This is a genomic window from Amycolatopsis circi (assembly GCF_003385235.1).
Classification (GTDB): domain Bacteria; phylum Actinomycetota; class Actinomycetes; order Mycobacteriales; family Pseudonocardiaceae; genus Amycolatopsis; species Amycolatopsis circi.
In genome coordinates this window covers 66,987-86,389 of the sequence record NZ_PQIA01000021.1, presented here as the reverse complement: position 1 = coordinate 86,389, position 19,403 = coordinate 66,987, and the positions used below count along the sequence as shown (strand labels likewise).

At 68.3% G+C, this 19,403-nt stretch carries 19 protein-coding genes; 12 read left to right on the top strand and 7 right to left on the bottom strand.

Annotated features, from left to right (window positions below; genetic code table 11):
* Positions 1-503: 503 nt before the first annotated feature.
* Entirely contained in the window at positions 504-1,187 is a 684-nt protein-coding gene (locus D0D37_RS11810) for a response regulator (protein ID WP_116200551.1), read from the bottom strand.
* The gene (locus D0D37_RS11805; protein WP_116200550.1) at positions 1,184-2,416 is read right to left on the bottom strand and encodes a sensor histidine kinase; all 1,233 of its coding nucleotides are present in this window, start codon (positions 2,414-2,416) and stop codon (positions 1,184-1,186) included. The genes D0D37_RS11810 and D0D37_RS11805 overlap by 4 nt, the downstream gene beginning before the upstream one ends.
* A gap of 107 nt (positions 2,417-2,523) precedes the next feature.
* On the opposite strand from D0D37_RS11805, the gene D0D37_RS11800 reads away from it, so the two are divergent.
* The 4 genes from D0D37_RS11800 to D0D37_RS11790 all read left to right on the top strand — a co-directional run bounded on the left by D0D37_RS11800 (position 2,524) and on the right by D0D37_RS11790 (position 6,553).
* Positions 2,524-4,503, top strand: coding sequence for an alpha/beta hydrolase (locus D0D37_RS11800; protein ID WP_116200549.1), 1,980 nt, complete (start codon positions 2,524-2,526; stop codon positions 4,501-4,503).
* A 221-nt stretch (positions 4,504-4,724) separates the two neighbouring features.
* Entirely contained in the window at positions 4,725-4,901 is a 177-nt protein-coding gene (locus D0D37_RS46515) for a hypothetical protein (RefSeq protein WP_162834173.1), read from the top strand.
* A 60-nt stretch (positions 4,902-4,961) separates the two neighbouring features.
* Entirely contained in the window at positions 4,962-5,606 is a 645-nt protein-coding gene (locus D0D37_RS11795; RefSeq protein WP_116200548.1) for an NADPH-dependent F420 reductase, read from the top strand.
* A 167-nt stretch (positions 5,607-5,773) separates the two neighbouring features.
* Positions 5,774-6,553, top strand: coding sequence for an inositol monophosphatase family protein (locus tag D0D37_RS11790; protein WP_116200547.1), 780 nt, complete (start codon positions 5,774-5,776; stop codon positions 6,551-6,553).
* 400 nt (positions 6,554-6,953) lie between these two features.
* Here D0D37_RS11790 and D0D37_RS48790 read toward each other — a convergent pair whose 3' ends face one another.
* Entirely contained in the window at positions 6,954-7,235 is a 282-nt protein-coding gene (locus D0D37_RS48790) for a helix-turn-helix domain-containing protein (RefSeq protein WP_162834172.1), read from the bottom strand.
* Positions 7,236-7,699: 464 nt separating this feature from the next.
* Here D0D37_RS48790 and D0D37_RS11780 point away from each other — a divergent pair, with 464 nt between their 5' ends.
* Both D0D37_RS11780 and D0D37_RS47380 read left to right on the top strand, forming a co-directional pair.
* Positions 7,700-9,307 carry an MFS transporter gene (locus tag D0D37_RS11780; RefSeq protein WP_116200545.1) on the top strand — a complete coding sequence of 536 codons (1,608 nt, stop codon included), beginning with the start codon at positions 7,700-7,702 and terminating at the stop codon, positions 9,305-9,307.
* Positions 9,308-9,856: 549 nt separating this feature from the next.
* Positions 9,857-10,123, top strand: a complete 267-nt coding sequence (locus D0D37_RS47380) for a transposase (RefSeq protein ID WP_208719903.1) — start codon at positions 9,857-9,859, stop codon at positions 10,121-10,123.
* Positions 10,124-10,385: 262 nt separating this feature from the next.
* Here D0D37_RS47380 and D0D37_RS11770 read toward each other — a convergent pair whose 3' ends face one another.
* Both D0D37_RS11770 and D0D37_RS11765 read right to left on the bottom strand, forming a co-directional pair.
* Positions 10,386-11,198, bottom strand: a complete 813-nt coding sequence (locus D0D37_RS11770; RefSeq protein ID WP_244223480.1) for an enoyl-CoA hydratase/isomerase family protein — start codon at positions 11,196-11,198, stop codon at positions 10,386-10,388.
* Positions 11,199-11,283: 85 nt separating this feature from the next.
* Positions 11,284-12,363, bottom strand: a complete 1,080-nt coding sequence (locus tag D0D37_RS11765) for a helix-turn-helix transcriptional regulator (protein ID WP_162834171.1) — start codon at positions 12,361-12,363, stop codon at positions 11,284-11,286.
* An 81-nt stretch (positions 12,364-12,444) separates the two neighbouring features.
* Here D0D37_RS11765 and D0D37_RS11760 point away from each other — a divergent pair, with 81 nt between their 5' ends.
* A complete protein-coding gene (locus D0D37_RS11760; RefSeq protein WP_116200542.1) occupies positions 12,445-13,062 on the top strand; it encodes a TetR/AcrR family transcriptional regulator in 618 nt (205 codons plus the stop codon).
* Between the two features lie 5 nt (positions 13,063-13,067).
* Here D0D37_RS11760 and D0D37_RS11755 read toward each other — a convergent pair whose 3' ends face one another.
* Both D0D37_RS11755 and D0D37_RS11750 read right to left on the bottom strand, forming a co-directional pair.
* Entirely contained in the window at positions 13,068-14,276 is a 1,209-nt protein-coding gene (locus tag D0D37_RS11755) for a LuxR C-terminal-related transcriptional regulator (protein WP_162834170.1), read from the bottom strand.
* A gap of 116 nt (positions 14,277-14,392) precedes the next feature.
* A complete protein-coding gene (locus D0D37_RS11750) occupies positions 14,393-15,613 on the bottom strand; it encodes an acyl-CoA dehydrogenase family protein (protein ID WP_244223479.1) in 1,221 nt (406 codons plus the stop codon).
* Positions 15,614-15,856: 243 nt separating this feature from the next.
* Here D0D37_RS11750 and D0D37_RS11745 point away from each other — a divergent pair, with 243 nt between their 5' ends.
* From D0D37_RS11745 to D0D37_RS11725, 5 genes are all read left to right on the top strand, one after another.
* Positions 15,857-16,447 (top strand): sigma-70 family RNA polymerase sigma factor, encoded by a 591-nt coding sequence (locus tag D0D37_RS11745; protein WP_116200540.1) that lies wholly within the window; start codon positions 15,857-15,859, stop codon positions 16,445-16,447.
* Positions 16,444-16,830, top strand: coding sequence for a hypothetical protein (locus D0D37_RS11740; RefSeq protein ID WP_162834169.1), 387 nt, complete (start codon positions 16,444-16,446; stop codon positions 16,828-16,830). Before D0D37_RS11745 ends, D0D37_RS11740 begins: the two co-directional genes overlap by 4 nt.
* Positions 16,827-17,666 carry an MlaE family ABC transporter permease gene (locus D0D37_RS11735; protein ID WP_244223478.1) on the top strand — a complete coding sequence of 280 codons (840 nt, stop codon included), beginning with the start codon at positions 16,827-16,829 and terminating at the stop codon, positions 17,664-17,666. Before D0D37_RS11740 ends, D0D37_RS11735 begins: the two co-directional genes overlap by 4 nt.
* A gap of 10 nt (positions 17,667-17,676) precedes the next feature.
* A complete protein-coding gene (locus D0D37_RS11730) occupies positions 17,677-18,540 on the top strand; it encodes an ABC transporter permease (protein ID WP_116200538.1) in 864 nt (287 codons plus the stop codon).
* A gap of 76 nt (positions 18,541-18,616) precedes the next feature.
* Positions 18,617-19,402 carry an ABC transporter ATP-binding protein gene (locus tag D0D37_RS11725; protein WP_425266923.1) on the top strand — a complete coding sequence of 262 codons (786 nt, stop codon included), beginning with the start codon at positions 18,617-18,619 and terminating at the stop codon, positions 19,400-19,402.
* Position 19,403 lies beyond the last annotated feature (1 nt).

Here is a 19,403-nt window from a genome sequence, read left to right as displayed (position 1 = left end):
CTGCCGGCAGTGGCCCGCCGATGCGGGTAGCGTCGGAGCCAGCAGGCTCGCGCCGCGTTTTTCGACCCTGGGTCACGAGAAGCCTTGCCGACGCTGTCCGACCTGCGACCAAGCCTCCGCCCGACGATGCGCGCCGACCCTCTCGACGCTGCCGTTCGGTGCTCATGAGTCACCGCTGGCCGTGTTCACCTGCCCGGCCCCTTCCCAGGAGTTTCTTTTGGTTCTGCATTATCGGAACCACGTCGAAGCCATCTCTTCGTCAACGTGCGCCTCAAGAGAATCCCTGAAACGCCAAGGATTCCTGATGCGGATGACATCCGCTTGCTGTGACTCAAGAAACGAAGGTCGACCGCAGCCGCGCCAACCGCGCCCGGCGGCAGTGTGCGGCAACCGGATGAAAGCCCGCCGCCACCACCCACACGCCCGCGAACCGTTCCTCGGCGTGACAGCGTCGAGAGAGCGCGTCCTGCTGCTGCCTGTCTTGGTGGGCAGCCGCGGTCGCCTCACAGGCCGGACGTGTCGTGTGGCTCGATCAGGCCGTGATGGTGGGCGAAGCGCACGGCGTGCACCCGGTCTCTGAGGCCGAGTTTGGCCAGGACGCGGGAGACGTGGGTTTTGACGGTCTGTTCGCCGACGTAGAGCTGTTCGCCGATGTCGGTGTTGGAGAAACCCGCGGCCATCAGCAGGAACACCTCCCGCTCGCGCGCGGTGAGCCGGTCCAGGCCGGGGGCTTGCGCCCGGGCCGGAAGCGCCGGGGCCAGCGCGTCGACCAGCCGTGGGGCGAGTCGGCTGGTGATCGACGGGTCGAGGTAGATGTCGCCCCGGGCGGCGACGCGGATCGCGGTCACGAGTTCTTCGGGGGGCAGGCTCTTCAGGACGAAGCCGCTCACCCCGGAGGCCAACGCGGAGCGCAGGTAGTCGTCGGTGCCGAACGTGGTGAGCAGGACGACTTTCAAAGCTTGCCGCCCTGACGACATCAGCTGGCGAGCGGCCGCGAGGCCGTCGAGTTTCGGCATGCGCACGTCCAGGACGGCGAGGTCCGGGGCAAGGGACCGGACGGCTTCGACGGCGCTGTAGCCGTCGCCGACGTCGGCGACGCATTCCATGTCCGGTTGAGCGTCGAGGACCGCGCGAAAACCGGAGCGGAACATCGCGTGGTCGTCGGCGATCACGATCCGCAAGGTCACGATTCGCCTCGCAGGGGAATCGTCACGCTCGACTCCCAGTAGAGCCCGTCGCCGGCGAGGCCGAAAGCTGCCGTCCCGCCGAGTGTTTCCGCGCGTTTGCGCATCCCTTCGAGTCCGACGCCGAAGCCGGTGACCGGGAAGGCTGACCCCGCCGGATCCGCGCGGGGGACGATCCGGTTGCGGGCGGTGAGGCCAACGCGGTCGCCGCTGTAGTCGAGTTCCACTCGAGCGGCTTTCCCGTCGCCGTGCCGCAGCGCGTTGGTCGTCATCTCCTGCGCCACCCGGTACAGGGTGGTGTCGATGGCGCGGGGGACCGGGTGCGGGGTGTTGTAGACGACGTATGTGACCTGCAGGCCGGAAGACCGGACGCTGTCGAAGAGATCCGGCAGCATCGCCAGTCCCGGCTGCTCCGGTGACTCGTCGCCCTCGTGCAGCAGCGACAGCAGCCGGCGCAGGTCGACCATCGCGGCCTGGCTGGATTCCTCGACCGCGGCGAGCGAGGTGCGCACCGCGCCGTCGTCGGCGGGCGGGCCCGCCGCGAGGTTCAGCCGGGCCGCCGTGGCGTGGACGCCGATCGCGCTGACGTGGTGGGAGATAACGTCGTGCAGTTCGACGGCGATCGTTTCCCGTTCCTCGGCCACTGCCGCGGCCACCTCGGCTTGCGCATCCCGCAGTGCGGCTTCGCGTTGGTGACGCAGTTCGTCCACGTGCGCTTTGCGCGCGGTGGTGTACCGCCCGACGAGCCACGGCATCAGGGAGTTGGCGGCCACGAGGCTCAGCACGGAAGCCGGTGCGCTCAGCCCGCTGATCAGCAACGAGCACAGGACCCCGCCGCACGACGCCGCCAGCGCCGCGCCGGCGGGCCATCCCCGCAACCAGGCGCCGGCCCGGTACGCGCTGACCAATTGGCCGGCGGTGCTCGCGCTGCGGCCGGGAAGCACGAAGGCGAGCGCGGCAACCACCAGGGCGTGCCCGGCCGCGACCCAGCCGGAGAGCCTCGGCGCCGACACGAGGGCAGCGTCGGCAATCAGCATTCCGGTCAGAAGAAGCGCGTTCCACGGGCCAGGGCCGGGACCATGCGTCAAGAAGCTCACCGCGTCGATGACCAGGCACATGACCCCCACCAGTGCCGACTGGCGCGCCAGGGAACGCTCCGTATCGTGCGCGCCCGCGCGGCCGAGCCATCGGCGCAGGGGGCCGCGGTCCACCTGGTTCGTGCTGCTGAGCATCCGGTCATTGTGCCCGGCGCGAACCGGCCGGAAGTCACTCCCGAGAGGGAGGGCGATCACAGCTCGGGGTGACGCAGGGCGGCGGGTCAGGCTCATAGCGTGCTGCCATGCGCTTGTCCCTCTCCCGCCGCCGGACGGTGGCTCTCGCCGGCGTCGCGGCCGTACTGCTCGTGTTGAGCGGTCTCGTCTTCTGGCCGGACGGCACGCCGCGGGTTCCGCCCGGCGCCGCGCCGGACTCGCTGACCCTCGAGTCCTGCACCTATGACACGGAGGCGGGAACGCGGGCCGCCGACTGCGGGACGCTGGTGGTCGCGGAAAACCGCGCGAACCCGGCGTCGAGCCTGATCGCCCTGCCGGTGGTCCGGATCCGCGCCATCGCGCAGCCCGCGGGCGAGCCGATCGTCCGGCTCGGCGGCGGTCCTGGCCTGTCGAACATGGATTTCCCCGAGGCCGCCCGGCTCGCCGACCACCACGATGTGGTTCTCGTCGGCTACCGGGGAGTCGACGGCTCACGACGCCTCGACTGTCCCGAGGTGACGTCCGCGCTGCAGTCGTCGTCCGACGGCATGACCGGTCCGGACGCTCTTTCCGCGACCAGCCGGGCGTTCGGCAAGTGCTCGAACCGGCTCCAGCGCTCAGGTGTCGACCTGAGCGGCTACTCGGCCGCCCAGCGCGTCGAGGACATGGAATCGGCGAGAAAAGCTCTCGGCTACCAGCGGGTCGATCTGGTCAGCTCGAGTGCGGGCACCCGGACCGCGATGATCTACGCGTGGCGCCACCCCGAGGCGCTGCTGCGCTCGGCGATGATCTCGGTCAACCCGCCCGGCCACCTGTTCTGGAACCCGCGCGTCACCGACTCCCAGTTCGCGCAGTACGCCGATCTGTGCCGGGCGGACGCCGCGTGCGCCGCGAAGACCCCCGATCTCGCGAAGACGATCCGAGACGCCGTCGCCACGATGCCGTCGCGGTGGGGGCCGCTTTCCATCAAGGACACCAACGTGCGGGTCTTGAGCCAGTACGCGATGCACCACAACGGCCCGGGCTCAGCACCCAACAACGCGCCCACGGCCGTCGACGCCTACCTCGACGGCGGCCCGGGCGCCAAGTGGGCGATGTCCGTGCTCGCCGAGGCCGCACTGCCGACCTCCACGGTCTGGGGCGAATTCGCGTCGTTCGCCATGCTCGACGCCCCCGCCGCGCGGCAGTACTACGCCCAGGGCGGCGATCCCGGCTCGATCCTCGGCAACGCCTCGACCGACTTCCTTTGGGGCGGCCCAGGAGGCTTCTACACCGCGTGGCCGGACAGTCCCGACAACGCTGGCTACCGCACGGTCCAGCCAACTGCGGTCGAGACCCTGCTCGTCGGCGGCGAACTCGACTTCTCCACGCCGCCGGCGAACGCGACGAACGAACTGCTGCCCGCGCTGTCCCGCGGGCACCAGGTGGTCCTGCCGGGTCTCGGCCACACCAACGACTTCTGGGAGCACCGGCCCGAGGCGGGCAAGCACCTGCTGACCGCCTTCTTCGACACCGGCCGCGTCGACAGCTCGCAGTTCGACCGGCGTCCGGTCGGCTTCGGCACAGTGCCGTTGAGCATGTCGACGATCGCCGGTCTCCTCGTCGGCGTCCCCGCCGGCGGGGCGCTGATCGGCTTGCTGGTGCTCGGCCTGCTGGTCCGCAGGCGCCGGCGTCGCGGCGCGCCGAGCCGCCGGGCGAGCCGCTGGATCCGGGCGCTGACCATGGTGCCGCTCGGACTGGCAGGCTGGTTCCTGGGCGTGTGGTTCGCCTGGACGCTCGCGCCCGGATGGTTCATCGCCGCTCCGGTCGTGGTGGTGCCGGGTACGGGCCTGTTGATCGGGCTCGGTGCGTACCTCGCCCGGTCGACGGCGAATCCCGGGTCCCGGTTCGCCGCCGCCGCAGCGGTCGCGGGGGCTTTGGCGGGGGCGCTGCTGGGATCGCTGGCGGGAACGGGATTGACGGCTCCCGTACTCGGGATTGTCGGCGCGGCGCTGGGTGCGAACTTCGTGGTGGAGTTCCGAGGCCGCCGACAGCGTGCGGAACTCGCCGAGCCGGCCGCGGCGGGGTGACCGACGGGCATGGGGATCGTCGTGAACGTTGCGGTGGTTTTTGGGCGCCCGGGCCGGTTCGTCCTCCGGGCCGGAGTCCGAAAGCGGACAAGGACGTCGGCGCACTGCGTGCTGAATTCTAGGGAAGTCAGGGACTACGCAATGAGCCCGACCACGTCTTTCGACTTCGATGCCGCGCTGATCGGCACCGGACAGACCTGGCCCGGCGAGAGCGCCGATACGTGCCGTCGGATCGGCGCGTCGGCAACCGGCCTCGTCGCCGATGCCCTGCCGGTCACCGACCCGGCGGCACGGTCATCGACCTGGACGGCAAGCCCCGGAGCGCGGCCAGCCGCGACTTCCCGGCCGCCGCCGCGGGCGTCCGCGTCGCCGCGCTCGAGGTCTTGTCCTCGATCTGACCGGCACCCGCCCAGACCTGTCGAGACCAAACAAATCAAGAGCACAAGGAGCATTTCGTCATGACCAGCATTGGCATCCTGGGCGCCGGCCGCGTCGGCACGAACCTCGCCCGCGCCTTCGCCGCGGCGGGCCACACCGTCACCCTCGGCCGTCGTGAGAACGACGAGGCGACGAGCACGCCGCCCGCGGAGGGAGCCGAGATCCGCTACGCCGATCACACCGCCACCGCCCGAGCCGCCGACGTCGTAATCAACGCGACCCCCGGCGACAGCGCGCTGGAGCGGCTCACCGCCCTGCGAGCCGAACTCGCGGACAAGATCCTCGTCAACGTCTCCAACGCCACGATCGACGCGGCCGACGGTCTCCCCGGCGACCTGCGCTACCCCGGCAGCAGCCTCGCCGAACAACTGCAGGCCGCGCTGCCCGGCACCCGGATCGTCAAGACCCTCAACACGATGCTGTTCATGGTCATGACCGCCCCCGGAACGCTGAGCACCCCGCCCACCGCCTACCTGTCCGGAAACGACGAGCAGGCCAAGAAGACCGTCGCCGGACTCCTCGGCGACCTGGGCTGGCAGCCCGCCTGGATCGAGGACCTCGGCGACGTCACCACCGCCCGTGCCACCGAAGCGATGATCCTCGTCGTTCCGCACGTCCTGCGCCGCCACGGCTTCACTCCGTTCGCCGTCTCCCTCGCCCGCTGACTCCGCCGCCCCGAGGCCACATTCCCCGCGACACCGCCTCGCGACCGTCGCGGATCCGATGCCCTCGCGGGCGATGCGCGGGCTGACCCCGCTCCGACGGAGCCCGTCTCGCGGGGCGGGGAGGTGGTAAATAGCCACCTTTTTGACTGTCGACTTAGGAGATATACGTGTCTCAGGATTTGCTGCCTGCCACGACCGCCGCCGTCCGCCGGGCCGGCGCCCGGCTGCTGAAGCGCTACTCCACCGCCGCCCGCCAGCCGGGGCTGGCCGAACTGCTCGCCGATCTGCGCGCCAATGACCTGACCGTCGTCGACGTGCTGGAACCCGCGCTGGCCGAGATCCTCCCCGAGGCGCGCTGGCTCAACGACGAACACGGCTCCGGCCCGCTGCCCGAAGGCGCGTGGTGGCTGATCGACCCGGTGGGCGGCAACCTCAACGCCGTGCACGGAATGACCGACTGGAACATCGGGGCGAGCCTGGTCCGCGACGGCCGCCCGGTGCTCGCGGTGCTGTACTTCCCGTTGCTGGACGAGATGTTCACCGCCACCGAGGGCGGCGGCGCCTTTCTCAACGGAGTGCCCCTGCGCGTCTCCGGCAAGCAGTCGCTCGAGGGCGCGCTGACCGGAACCGGCCAGGCACAGCCCGGCACGACCGTCGCACTGGCCGACCGCACCGGCGCGGCCTTCGCCGCGATGTCCAAGGCCGCGCTCTACGTCCGGATCTCGGTGCCGGTCAGCCACCAGCTCGCCCAGGTCGCGGCGGGACGGATGGATCTGCACTGGCAGTTCGACAACGTCCGCGCCCACGCCGGCGGCGTGCTGCTGGTGCTGGAGGCCGGCGGAGTGGTCACCGACCTCGACGGCAAACCGTGGGCGATCACCTCGGAAAGCTACCTGGCCGCAGCGCCGGGAGTGCACGCCGCCGCGCTCGAGGTCCTCACCGCCTGAACCTCTCACCGCCAGACGCAGAAGGTCATGAAGATCGCCGAGGCCGGCGTCGCCGGGCCAACCGGCCGCCGCCTCGGCGAACCCGCCGGACACGGTCCCGCACCGCGGGCCAGCACCCGACCACCCGGCACCACCCACCCCGTCCGGCCGCCGCGACAGCCGATGAGGCACCAAACCCGCTGCACGCCAGAACACGAGTATTGGCCTCGATCCTGCATGCGGGGGCAGGGATCGGCCGAAGCTGTCGTTGTGAGCGGGAACTGTTGTGAGGGCGCGGTTGTGGGCCGGCCGGGAGCGTTCGTGGCGCAGGGCGAGGCGCTGGCCATGGTTCGGCGGCGTTGCCGCGACGACGGCCTGGGTTTTCACCCTCGCCCCTGTTCGCTCAAGGCCCGCAATTTTTTCAGGTAGGCGTTCTCCGCCGACAAACGCAGGTTCTCCGCCCGCAACCGCTCCAGCTCGCCGGACGGGCCCGGCGAGCTGCCGGTGGGCGGCCTTTCCGCTTGGGCCGCAAAGCGTCCTCCCCGTCCCGCCGATACGCCCGAGCCCACGACTCGACCAGCTTGGGCGAGGACAGCTCGTGCTCGCGTGCCAGTTCGAGCGCGGTGGCCTCCCCGCCGACACAGCGGCGCACGATCTCGAGCTTGAACTCGAACGCTAACGACCGCCGGTCCGGCTTGTTCATCAGCGCTCCCGCGCTCCGCAGCATCCAACGATCACGCAAGCGTTGCACCGCCGTCACCGACACGCCCAACCGGGTCGCGACTACACGGATACAACGAACCACTTCCGGACAGTCGGAACCGGATTCCCAGTACAACTTCCGGGAAACAGGTCAGAATCAGACTCTCTCAGGGTTCCCTCGCGGACACCCTGGTCGTGCAGCGGGCGGGGTGGCGCAGCCCGCACTGCGGAGAGAAATCAATGAGCTGCTTCACATTATTGCAGGATTGACAGGCATGGGCGAACAATGCCCCAGGAGAAAATTGACGAGGATTCGAAAGTATGCCCTCGAGCCGAAGTTGACAAGAATTCCTTAATATGTCCTCGCATCGCCACGAACGGTTTCGGGGAATCGGATTGACAGGGTTAAGAAGAGTGCCTACGGTCCCATTACCGGCCTCTTACCGATCGCATTCGAAGGTGTTCATGACCGCCTCTTCAGCATTGCCGAAGGCTCGGCAATGGTTGATCCTCGCTGTCCTCATGCTCTCCCAGCTGGTGATCTGGGTGGACAACACCATCCTCAGCGTCACCTTGGAAACTCTGACCGATCCCGTCAACGGACTGGGCGCCAGCCCGTCCGAGCTGCAATGGGCCACCGGCGCCTACACCCTGGTCTTCGCCACCTTGATGTTCACCGCGGGCGCGCTGGGCGACAGTTTCGGCCACCGGACCGTGCTCGCCGCCGGAGTGGTGATCTTCGGCGCGGCCTCGGTATGGGCGGCGTACGCGGGCGACCCCGCTCAGCTGATCGCCGCCCGCGCGGTGATGGGAGTGGGCGCCGCGCTGATCATGCCGGCCAACTTCGCCATCCTGTTGTGGACTTTCAGCGGCCCCGCGCGGGTCACCGCGATCTCCATTTCCTCGACCGCCGCCGGCGTCGGCATGGCCGCGGGGCCGGTGCTGGCGGGGATCCTGCTCGGCCATTTCTGGTGGGGCTCGGTCTTCCTGGTCAACGTCCCCATCGTGGTGCTGGCCCTGATCGGCATCGTCGTGCTGGTCCCCAACTTCCGCAGCCCCACCGTACGGCCGCTGGACCCGGCCGGGATGCTGCTGTCGATCACCGGGCTAGCGGCGCTGGCGTACGGGCTGATCCGCGCCGGGCAGGTGGTCGACTGGGATCGTCCGGACGTCTGGGCTCCGATTGCCTTCGGACTGGCCTTGCTGGTCGCCTTCGTGCTCGTCGAACTGCGTATCAAGGCGCCCAGTTTCGATCCCCGGCTGCTCGCGAAACGGATGTTCGGCGGCGGCAACGCGGCCATGGCCCTGGTCTTCTTCGCGGTGGCCGCGATCACGTTCTATAACGCGTTCTATCTGCAAGGCGCACTGGGCTTCTCACCGATGAAGGCAGGCTTGGTCAACATCCCGACCGCGGCCGGCGCGGTGGTGGGTGCGCCCCTCGGGGCACGTCTGGTTCGCTTGTGGCCGCTGCGCGCGGTTTCGGTGCCGACGCTCGTCGTGGTGGCGCTGTCCATGGGCGCGTTCGGATTGCTCGGACTGCACACCCCGCTCGTCCTGATCGCACTCTTGTTGTTCGTGCAGGGCCTTTCGGTCGGCATGCTGATGCCGGTGACCGGGGAATTGATCAGCACCCTGCCGATGGACCGGGCCGGCACCGGGTCGGCCGTCACGCACACCGCGCGGCAGACCGGCAGCGTGATCGGGATCGCGATCGGCGGCACAGTGCTGTCGGTCGTGTACCGGAACGCGATCGAACCGTCGCTGGGCGGGGTGCCCCAGGCCGCACAGGACCAAGCGCGGGTTTCCGCGGAACAGGCCCGGCACGTCGCCGCCGAGATCGGCCAACCCGCGCTTGCCCGGGCCGCCGACGACGCGTTCCTCCATGCGATGCACGTCGGCGCGGTCTGGATCATGGTCGCCGCGTTGATCGGGGCAGTGGTGCTGGTGCCTGCCTTGTGCCCCACCGGAAAGCGCTCGGCGAAGTCGGCCGAGCCGGACGACGCTCGGGAGGGCCTCCGCGCCGGGGCCGGCGACGAGTCCGCACTTGAGAGCGACGCAGTGGGCAGCAATTGACACCATGGGAACCGGGCGAAAACTTCCTGAAGTCCAGCCGGACAGCCAGGCCACGTACCTTCTCGACCGTCATATGTTCGCGTTGTGGCCCTGGTCCGGCCGGGCCGCGGGGGATGCCCCGCCGCACGGTACGGCCGAGACCGTTTCTTTGGTCGTCCCGACGCCGGGACCGGGCGGGTTCGAGTGTCCGAGGTCGAATGCGGGCCGATCGAGCCGGACCGGCTCGCCGACGCGCCTCTGGAATCGCCCGGTTCCTAGGTGGCTGCCTGGCGTGCGTGGACCGCGGGCAGCGACGCGGCTCAAGCGCCTGTGCGCAGCGTTCGTCATCGAGCATCGCACCCGACGGGTCCACCTGCTCGGCGTCACCGGCCACCCGACCGGAGCCTGGGCAACCCAACGGGCTCGAACCTCGCTGCAGATCTTGAAGACAGCGGACACCGGTTCGCCCGCCTGATCCGCGATCGGGACGCCAGATTCACTGCGGTCTTCGACGCGGCGTTCGCCTCGATCGGCATCGACATGGTGCTTACCGCACTACCGGCACCGCGGATGAACGCGATCGCCGAACGCTGGATCTGCTCGCTCCGCCGCGAATGCACCGACCGGCTGCTTATCACCGGTCGTAACCACCTCGGCCACGTGCTTGAGGCGTACGTCGACCACTGCAACGCCGGCCGCAGCCGCCAAGGCGACGGCGTTGGATTACGAGCATCCGATGACGACCCGAACGTGGTCCCGTTGCCCGCTCCGCCGGACCGGATCAAGCGCACCCGACGCCTTGCAGGACTACTCAACGACTATCTACCAGCCGCCTGAATCCCCAGTTCACAGCCGATGACGACATTTTCGACCAGGACAGGGCTGCCGTCCGCGTCCGGTGATGCAGCACCGGACGCAGTTGCGGTCATCGTGTCGTGCGTGAGTTGCAGCGTAGTTCCGTCGTCGAGTTGGCAGGGGCCTTGCTCCGCATGCGGCGAGGACTCAACGTTGCTGCTTTGCTCTGTATTGAGCAGCGTCAGAGGTTGCTGCCGAGGGCGCGACTTGACCAAGGTCTGGAGCCTGGCGAGATACCGGCTGGCTATCGGGCGGGTTGCGCGGCCCGGGTCTCGGCAAAGGCCGGACGGCGATGCTCCAGGAACGCCCGGATCCCTTCTTGACCCTCGGCCGTTTCCACGAGCGCGGCGATCCCCGCTGCTTCAGCGTCCAGATGCTGGGGCAGTGGAGCTTCCTGTGCCTCGCGAACCAGCCGTACCGACTTGGCGAACGCGCCGCGCGGGCCTGTCGCGAGTGTTTCGGCGAGGGCGAGCGCGTCGGTGAGGGCATCGCCGGTGCTGACGCGGCTCACAAGGCCGTAGCGTTCCGCCTGCTCGGCGTCGACCATCCGGTTCGTCAGGATCAGGTCGGCGGCGCGCGCGGGACCCAGTGTCCGGGTGAGGGACCACGAGACTCCGCAATCCGGAGACAGGCCGGCACCTGTGTATGCGACGCGGAATCGGACGTCGTGCGAGGCGAGGACAATGTCGCCTGCCAGTGCGAAGCCGATTCCTGCCCCGGCGCATGCTCCGTGGACGGCGGTGATCACCGGGGCTTGGAGCGCGTGGAGACCGAGCAGCGCTTCGTGTGCGGTGGCGGCCAGTTCGGAGAGAAAGCTACGAGGGTCGGCGGCCTCGGCGAACGACTGCAGGTCGCCGCCGACGCAGAAGTTCTTGCCCTCACCGTGGAGGACGACTGCGCCGAGGCTGGCTCCGGTGCCCAGGCTGGCGATCGCGGCGCGCAATTCCTGCGCGGTGACCAGGTCGATCGCGTTTCCTCGTTCTGGTCGCGCGAAGGCGATCCGGGCGACGTCTCCGACCACGTCGAGGGTCACGTTGTTGCCGGGTGATTGCTGCACGAGCATGCTCCTCGAAGGCGACGGCGCCTGGACTTCGGCCAGTCTCGCCGACAACCTCAAAACAGTCAATGCTGACTGTTGCAGATCACCTTCGCCGGGTCAGCCAGATCGAGACCGCCTCGGCGCGGTTGGCCGCGCCGAGCTTGCGCAGGATGTGTTTCACGTGCGACTTCACGGTTCCTTCGGAGATCACCAAGCGGGCGGCGATGCGGCCGTTCGTCTGCCCGTCGGCCATGTAGCTCAAGATCTCCGCTTCGCGCCGGGTCAGCGAGGATTCTGTGCGTGGGCAAGCGCGCGGGGCTGCGTGTGCGGTCTCGCGGATCGAAGCGGGGAAGCCTTCGGTGTGCTCGACGAGGGATTCGCGCAGCTGGGCGAGTTTGTCCAGCAGGATCGCGCGTTCCAGGGCGTACCCGAATCCGTCGGAGAACACCGAAAGCAGTTCGCGGTCGAGCTCGGCCAGCGGGCCGGGATGGAAGTAGCGGTCGGCGTGCAGGAAGCCGATCACCTGGTTCTTCGGCATCACCGGTGCGGCGACGTAGGTGGCTGATTTCGACGACTGGGCCACGGCTTGGTGGACCCGCGGGTTTTCCTGGACGTCGCGGACGACGATCGCGCGCCTGCGCCGGACGATCTCGGTTTCGTGCAGTTTCGGGGTGAGGGCTTCCGGGTGCTCGCGCCCGGCTTCGAGGATCTCGTGGGCCCAGTTCTCGTCGCCGCCGACGTGCACGGTTTCGGTCACCCACATCGCCTCGTAGATTCGCGAGAAGATCGCCCGGTCGAAGCCGAGTTCGCAGACCGCCGCCGGTGCGGCCGAGATCAGTTCCGGCACCGATCTCGTACTCTGGAAACAGCCCAAGGCGGTGCGCACGGAGCTGAGTGCCGTCGATCGCCGGAGGTCTTCGTCGCGGCGGACCCGGTCTTCGACGTCTTTCGCCCGTACGGCAAGGGAAAGCAGATCGCCGCTGCCGCTTAAGGACGAACGCTCGCCGCGCGCGCCCGCTCGGACGGCGTTCCAGACCTGGTCCAGTGCGGACGTTCCGTCGGGAAGATGTTCGATCTGGGCCGCGTCGGGCGCGCGGCGCGGATCCAGCACTCGTTCCGCGTTCTCCAGTGCTGCGAGCAGTTCGTCCGGAACCGAGCCCGCGGCCTTCGGTGTGGTGGTCACGGCAGCCCTCCTTTGGGCCATTCGGCGCAGTATAACAGTCAGCGCTGACTTGTCCATGGGGCAGCGGGGTAGGCTGGCCGGGTGGCAGCAACCGCAACGACGAAACGGGCCCGGCGGACGTCGGAGAGCCTGGCCAAGATCCTCGACGCCGCCGTCGAATGCCTGGTGGAATCCGGATACCAGGGTGCGACGACGCTCGAGGTGCAAGCTCGCGCCGGGGTGTCCCGGGGACGGTTGCTGCACCATTTCCCGTCGCGCGACGCTCTGCTCGTCGCGGCCGCTCAGCACCTGGCGGCCGCGCGGGTGGCGGAGATGGCGATGCAGTCGACGGCCGAGATCACCGCCGGGCCCAGCACCCGTAAACGCATCGACCAGGCTGTCGAGCTGATGTGGACGACCTATCAGCAACCGTACTTCTGGGCTGCCATGGAACTGTGGATCGCGGCGCGGCACAACCCGGGAATCCAGGCGGCTCTCGAACCGGCCGAGCGGAGCCTGTACACGGCCATCAGGTCCGTGGTGGACCAGATGTTCGGTGCGGCGTACGTCAAGAAGGCGCAGTATTCCCAGGTACGCGAACTGCTGCTGACCAGCATGCGCGGGGTGGCGCTCACCTACTCGTTCGACCCCCGCGACCCGGCCGGGGACCATCACCTCGGCCAGTGGAAGGCGATGGCCAAGGCGATGCTGGCCGAGTGACGCGCTCAGCGTGGCGCCGGAACAGACCGCTCGCCGTTGACCCAGATCGAGACCGCCTCAGCGCGGTTAGCCGCGCAGAGCTTGCGCAGGATGTGCTTCACGTGCGACTTGACCGTGCCCTCGGAGATGATCAGTTTCGAGGCGATCCGGGCGTTCGTGTCGCCAGCCGCCATCAGCTTCAGCACGTCCACCTCGCGTCTCGTCAGCCGCGAATCGGAAGGCCAGTCGTCGCTCTGCGCGGGGGCCGGTCGCGCCGGCTCGCGTGGTGAGTCGCCGAACGTCGGCCCGGCTCCCCAGTCGTCGTCCATGATGGACGCGAGCCCCTCGCTGTGGCGGAGGACCGACGCCCGCATCTGCGCGAGCCGTTCGACGATGATCGCGCGCTCCAGCGCGTAGCCGAATCCCTCTCCGAAGATCGCCAGCACGTCCCGGTCGAAGTCGCTGAGTTCGCCTCGGTGGAAGTAGCGGTCGGCGTGCAGGAAGCCGATCACCTGGGCGCGGGGCATGATCGGCGCGGCGACGTAGCTCCGCGAACCCGAGGCGTCGGCCACCGCACGGTGGACTCGGGGGTCGGCCTGCACATTCGTCACGCGCAGCGCGCGTCGCCGACGTACGATCTCCGTCTCGAACAGTTGGGGCACGAGCCGTTCGGGATGGGTTCGCCCCACCTCGAGGATCTTCTCCGCCCATTCCGTGTCGCCTTCCACATGGACTGCCTCGGTCACCCACATCGACTCGTGGATGCGCGAGACGATCGCCCGGTCGAAACCGAGGCTGCACACGATCGCGGGCGTGGCCGCGATGATCCCGGAGACGGTGTCGCTTTGCTGGAAGCGGCTCAGCGCGGCCTGGACATTGCGCAACGTCGAGGACTGCCGGGCCGCCCGTTCCCGCTGGACGCTGTCTTCGCTTTCTTTCACCTTCAGGAGGAACGGAACCAGGTCCTCGGCATCGCCGATCCGGTCGGCCGCGGCGCGGTCGCCGAGGGCGAACGCGCGTACGTCGCGCCAGACCAGGTCGAGAGCGGTGGCCGCGGCCGGGAGATCGCTGACCTCCGCAGGAGAGGGCGAACGCCCGGCCGTGAGCAGGGTCCGTGCCTTCTCGAGCACGGCGAGCACGTCGTCGCGCGCCGATTCCGAAATGGACAGTTCGTAAACGTGGTCCATGACCGGTCGTGCGCGGTCGTCGTCGTGCCTGGTGCCTTCGGCAGCCACCACGAGCCTCCCTTCACCTTTGAACTGCGGCAGACTGTAGGCACGGTCAGTCCCCGCGGTCACGTAAAACCCCTTCGATGGAGGGGGAAACTGCCTCCCTGGGGGAGAGGCGAGCGTCAGCCCGTCACATCCCGCCCGATCAGTTGGCGCGCGACGAGCCAGTGCTGGATTTCGTTGGCGCCCTCGAAGATTTCGAGGATCTTCGCGTCTCGGTAGAGTTCTTCGAGGTGGTAGGTCTCGCCGGTTTCGGCGACTTCACGGGCGAAGCCGTAGCCGCCGTGGATTTGGATCGCGTCGCGGGCGAGGTCGGCGGCCAGCCGGGTCGCGAACGCCTTCGCCATCGCGGCTTCGGGTTCCGGGGCGCGTTCGCCGCCGTCGACCCGCAAGGCCGCTTTCTGGTACAGCGTGCGCGCGCATTCGAGTTCGGTCGCGCGTTCGGCGAGGCGGTACTGCCAGTGCTGCATGGCGCCGAGGGGCTTGCCGAAGAGGTGCCGGCTGCGCAGCCGGGCGACGGCTAGATCGAGGGCGGACTGGGCGACGCCGACTCCGGCGGCCGCGATCCCGATCCGGCCGTAGGTCAGGCAGGCCAGTGCGACCGAAAGCCCCTTGCCTGGTTGTCCGAGCACGTTTTCCCGGGGGACGCGGACATTCTCGAACACGATGTCGGCGGTCAGCTGTCCGTGGTGACCCATCTTGAGGTCCGGCTTGCCGACCCGCACGCCTTCGCTGTTCTTGAGATCGACCGCCAGCATGGTCATCCCGTTGCCGGTGCGGCAGAGCACGGTGACCCAGTCGGCGACGACGCTGTTGGTGATCCAGCGCTTCCGCCCGTTGACGACGAAGCCGTCCCCGTCCTCCACCGCTTCGGTCCGCAGCGAGTCCACGGACAGGTCGCTGCTCGCGTCGGGTTCGGTTGTGGCGAAGGAAAATACGAGGTCGCCGCTGATCAACCCGGGAAGCAGCCGGGCCTGGAGTTCCGCGCCGGCGAACGACAACGCCTTGGGGACGAGGATGCACTGACCGTCGTAGACACCGGCCATGCTGCTGCTGTGATACGCGATCTCCTCCGTCACGGTGCAGGTGCCCAGCAGCGGGTGGGCGAGGCCGCGGCCGTATTCGGCGGTGAAGGGCACCGCGAACGCGCCGGCTTCGGCGAGGCCGCGGAATGCTTTCCAGGGGAAGCTGTCGGCGGTCTCTTCCCGGCGGCCGATCTCGCGCGCGTACGGGGCGAGCCGCTCGGCCACCGCGGTCCGCATTTCGGCGCGCAGGGCGGCGATTTCTTCGGGGATGCCGAGGTCGTGCCACATCCGGTCTTGGGTGCGGGGGACTTCGTTCACTGCTGATCGGCTCAACGCGGGTACTCCTCGACGGCGACGGTGCCTGGACGCGCGCCAGTCTCGCGCGCGTCCGCAAAACAGTCAATACTGACTGTTTCATGAAGCCGCGATCGGGCCGGAAACCCGTGCCTACCCCTCCGATGGAGGGGCGAACTACCCCCCTGCGAGAGATGTGGCGCCCCGGCGGACCGGGCAGCATTCCTCCAGCACGTCGACAAGGCCGTCGATCGGGAGGTAACCAGCATGACGACCGCTGCCGCAGCGAGGCTGCCGGGCACCATCAGCCGCTCCGATGGCTGGGACCTGTTGCACGACGCAGGCGACGGGCGGCTGGAGGCGTTCGGCACTCTTTACGAACGTTACGTCGATTCGGTTCGCCGGTACATCCGCGCCAAGGTCCACGACCGGAACCAGGTCGAGGATCTGACGAGCGAGACGTTCCTCCGCGTGCTTTCGAGGGCCGCGTCGTTTCACGACCGCGGCGTCAGCGTGCGCGCCTTGCTGTTCACCGTCGCTCGCAATCTGGTGCTCGACCATGCGAAAGCGAAATACACCCGAGCGGTCGTCGTCGGCGACGAGCTGGTCGAGAACGCCTGCGCGAACACGGTCGACACCGAGTCGCTGGTCATCCGGGCGCACCGGAACGCCGACCTGATGCGCAACCTTCAGCTGCTGAACGACGACCAGCGGGCGTGCGTCGTTCTCCGCTTTCTCGAAGGGTTTTCGGTTCCCGAGACCGCGAAGGCGCTGCACCGCGACGTCGCGGCTGTCCGCCAGCTCCAGTTCCGGGCGGTGCGGCGGCTGGCCGCGTTGATGAAGGAGGAATGGCGATGAACCGGGCGCAGGGCCTTGACGCCGTCGACATGGTGACGGTCGTACGCGGCTGCGGGCGGGGTTTTCTCGTCCTCGTTGTCGGCGGACTGCTCGCGCCGGTGTTGGCGCAGCGTGCGCCGTTGCTCGGAACGCTGGTGCTGGCTGGAACCGCCCTCGCGGCGTTCGCGGTGGCTTCGCTGCCGCTCGGAGGCTCGGTCAACGGCCCTCTGCACGGGATTCTCGCCGCGGTCGGGGCGTACTTGCTCGTGCTGCCGCTGGTTTTGCTCGCCCCCTCCGGTCGCGACGTCCTGCAGATCTCGATGACGGCCGGCACCGCGGTCTTCGTAGGTGCGGGCACCGGGTGGGCGGCACAACGGCTTCGAAAGAAGGAGGGACAGGCGTGAGTGCCCTCGCGCACACGGAGCCCCGCGCCCGGCGGCTGAAGCTGCCGAAGTGGGCCAAGAGCGTGCAGCGGCCGCTCTCCGAAGCCGGTGAGATGGTGCAGCTCGCGGGAGACGTCTTCTACCGCGCTGTCCGGCATCCGGTGGGGTACTGGGGCGAGGTCCGCGACCAGATGTTCCAGATCCTCAAGCTCTGCTGGATCCCGATGATCGTGTCCTGCACGGCGTTCGGCTTCGGCGCGCCGGGTCTGCAGGGCGGCAACCTGTTCCTGCTCTTCGGCATCCCGGAACGGCTCGGGTCGTTCTTCATCATGGCCAGCGTCCGGGAGTTCGCCCCGTGGATCAACGCGATGGTCGTGGCCGGCGTCATGGGCACCGCGATGACGGCGGACCTCGGCGCCCGCCGGATCCGGGAGGAAATCGACGCCATGGAGGTCCTCGGCGTCGACCCGATCCGGACGCTGATCCTGCCGCGGGTGCTGGCAGTCACCTTCATGACCGGTTTGCTCGATCTCGTCGCCTTGGTGTTCGGCGTTCTCGGCGGGTACATCGCGTCGGTGTGGGTGCTGGGCGCGAACAGCAGCGCCTTCCTCGACAACTTCTTCGCGAACGCGACCACCACGGACGTGTGGGGCAGCGTGGTGAAGACGACGATCTTCGGCCTGCTGATCGGGGTTGTCTGCTGCTACAAGGGAATCCACGCCGAAGGCGGCCCGATCGGGGTCGGCCGCGCGGTGAACCAGGCGGTCGTCATCGCGTTCGCCGCCATCTGGATCTTCAACTACGTGTTCACCACGATCCTGCTCGGGCTCAACCCCGACATGCAGGTCTACAAGTAGGGCGCCCGCGATGACGACATCCCTGGAACGTCCCGAGGGGCGGCCGACGGAAGCGCCGAAACCGCGCGACACCGTGATTTCCGCCAAAGGCATGAGCCGCGGCGTGAAACAAGCGATCTCGACCAGCGGCGAGATCGCGCGCTTCGCGGGCAAGACGATCAGAGAGTTCCCGGACGTGCGGCACTACACGTCCGAGGTTTTCCACCAGGCCGGAATTCTGATTCTGTCGAGCGGGCTGATCATCTGGCTGATGCAGTTCGTGATGGGCACCGCGTGCGGGCTCGAAGCGAGCTACACGCTCAAGCAAATCGGTGCGCCGCTGTATTCCGGAATTTTCAACGCGTTCTGCTCGATCCGCGAGCTCGCGCCTTACATGTGGGGCTACATTTTCGCCGCCAAGGTCGGTTGCGGGCTGGTCGCCGAGATCGGGTCGATGAAGATCGCCGACGAGGTGGACGCCATGGAGGTCATGGGCGTCAAGTCGCGCAGCTATCTCGTCGGCACGCGGGTGATGGCGGCGTGGATCGCGATGCCGTTCCTGTACACCGTCGGGCTGGGCGTGATGTACGTGTCGATGTATCTCGTCACCGTGGTGCAGCTCGGCGGCGTTTCCTCCGGCGGCTACAACTACATTTTCTGGCTTTACCAGAACCCGCTGGATTTCCTGTACTCGCTGGTGAAAGTCATGGCGATGGGGACCACGATCGTCTTCGTCGGCTGTTTCTACGGCTACACCGCGTCCGGCGGATCCGTCGGGGTGGGAAGAAACACCGCGAGATCGATGATGCTGAACATGGTGCTGATCCACGTCATCGGCGTGCTGGCCACCCAGTTGTTCTGGGGGCTCAATCCGAACGCGCCCATCGCGAACTGACCCGGAGGCAAATGTGTCCACGACTCCAGCGCATCGCGCCGCGGAGCTGACCGATACCCTGCCGGCGCACGGCGTCCTGCCGGGGCAGCGGCCCGCCGCGGGCAACGGCACGCACAGCATGGAAGTGCGCGGCGTGCACAAGGCGTTCGGCGATTTCAAGGTCCTGCAGGGGATGAACCTCAACTTCGTCGACGACGCGATCACGACGGTGCTCGGCCCGTCGGGCACCGGCAAAAGCGTGCTGATCAAGCATCTCGTCGGCCTGCTCGAACCGGATGCCGGCGAGATTCTCATCCACGGCCAGGACATCTGGCGGATCTCCGAGAGCGAGCGCTACGAGCTGCGCAAGAAGTTCGGCGTGCTGTTCCAGGACGGTGCGCTGTTCGGCTCGATGAATCTCTACGACAACACCGCGTTCCCGTTGCGCAAGCACACCGATCTTTCCGAGCACGACATCTCCGACATCGTGCTGGAGCGCCTTCACGAAGTCGGCCTCGACAAGGCGCTGACCAAGTACCCCAACGAGGTCTCCGGCGGGATGCGCAAGCGCGCCGGTTTCGCCCGCGCGCTGGTGATGGACCCGGACATCGTCCTGTTCGACGAGCCGGACTCCGGTCTGGACCCGGTCCGGACGAGCCTGCTCAACGACCTGATCCTCGAAATGCACCGCCAGCACAAGGGAACTTACCTGCTGGTCACCCACGACATCCGCACCGCCAGGAAGGTCAGCGACTACGTCGGGCTGATCTGGAAGGGCAAGGTGGTGCACTACGGCGAGGCGGAGGCCGCGTTCAATTCGGCCGACCCGTTCGTCCGGCAGTTCCTGTCCGGCGATTCGGCCGGCCCGCTGGGGATGGACTGAC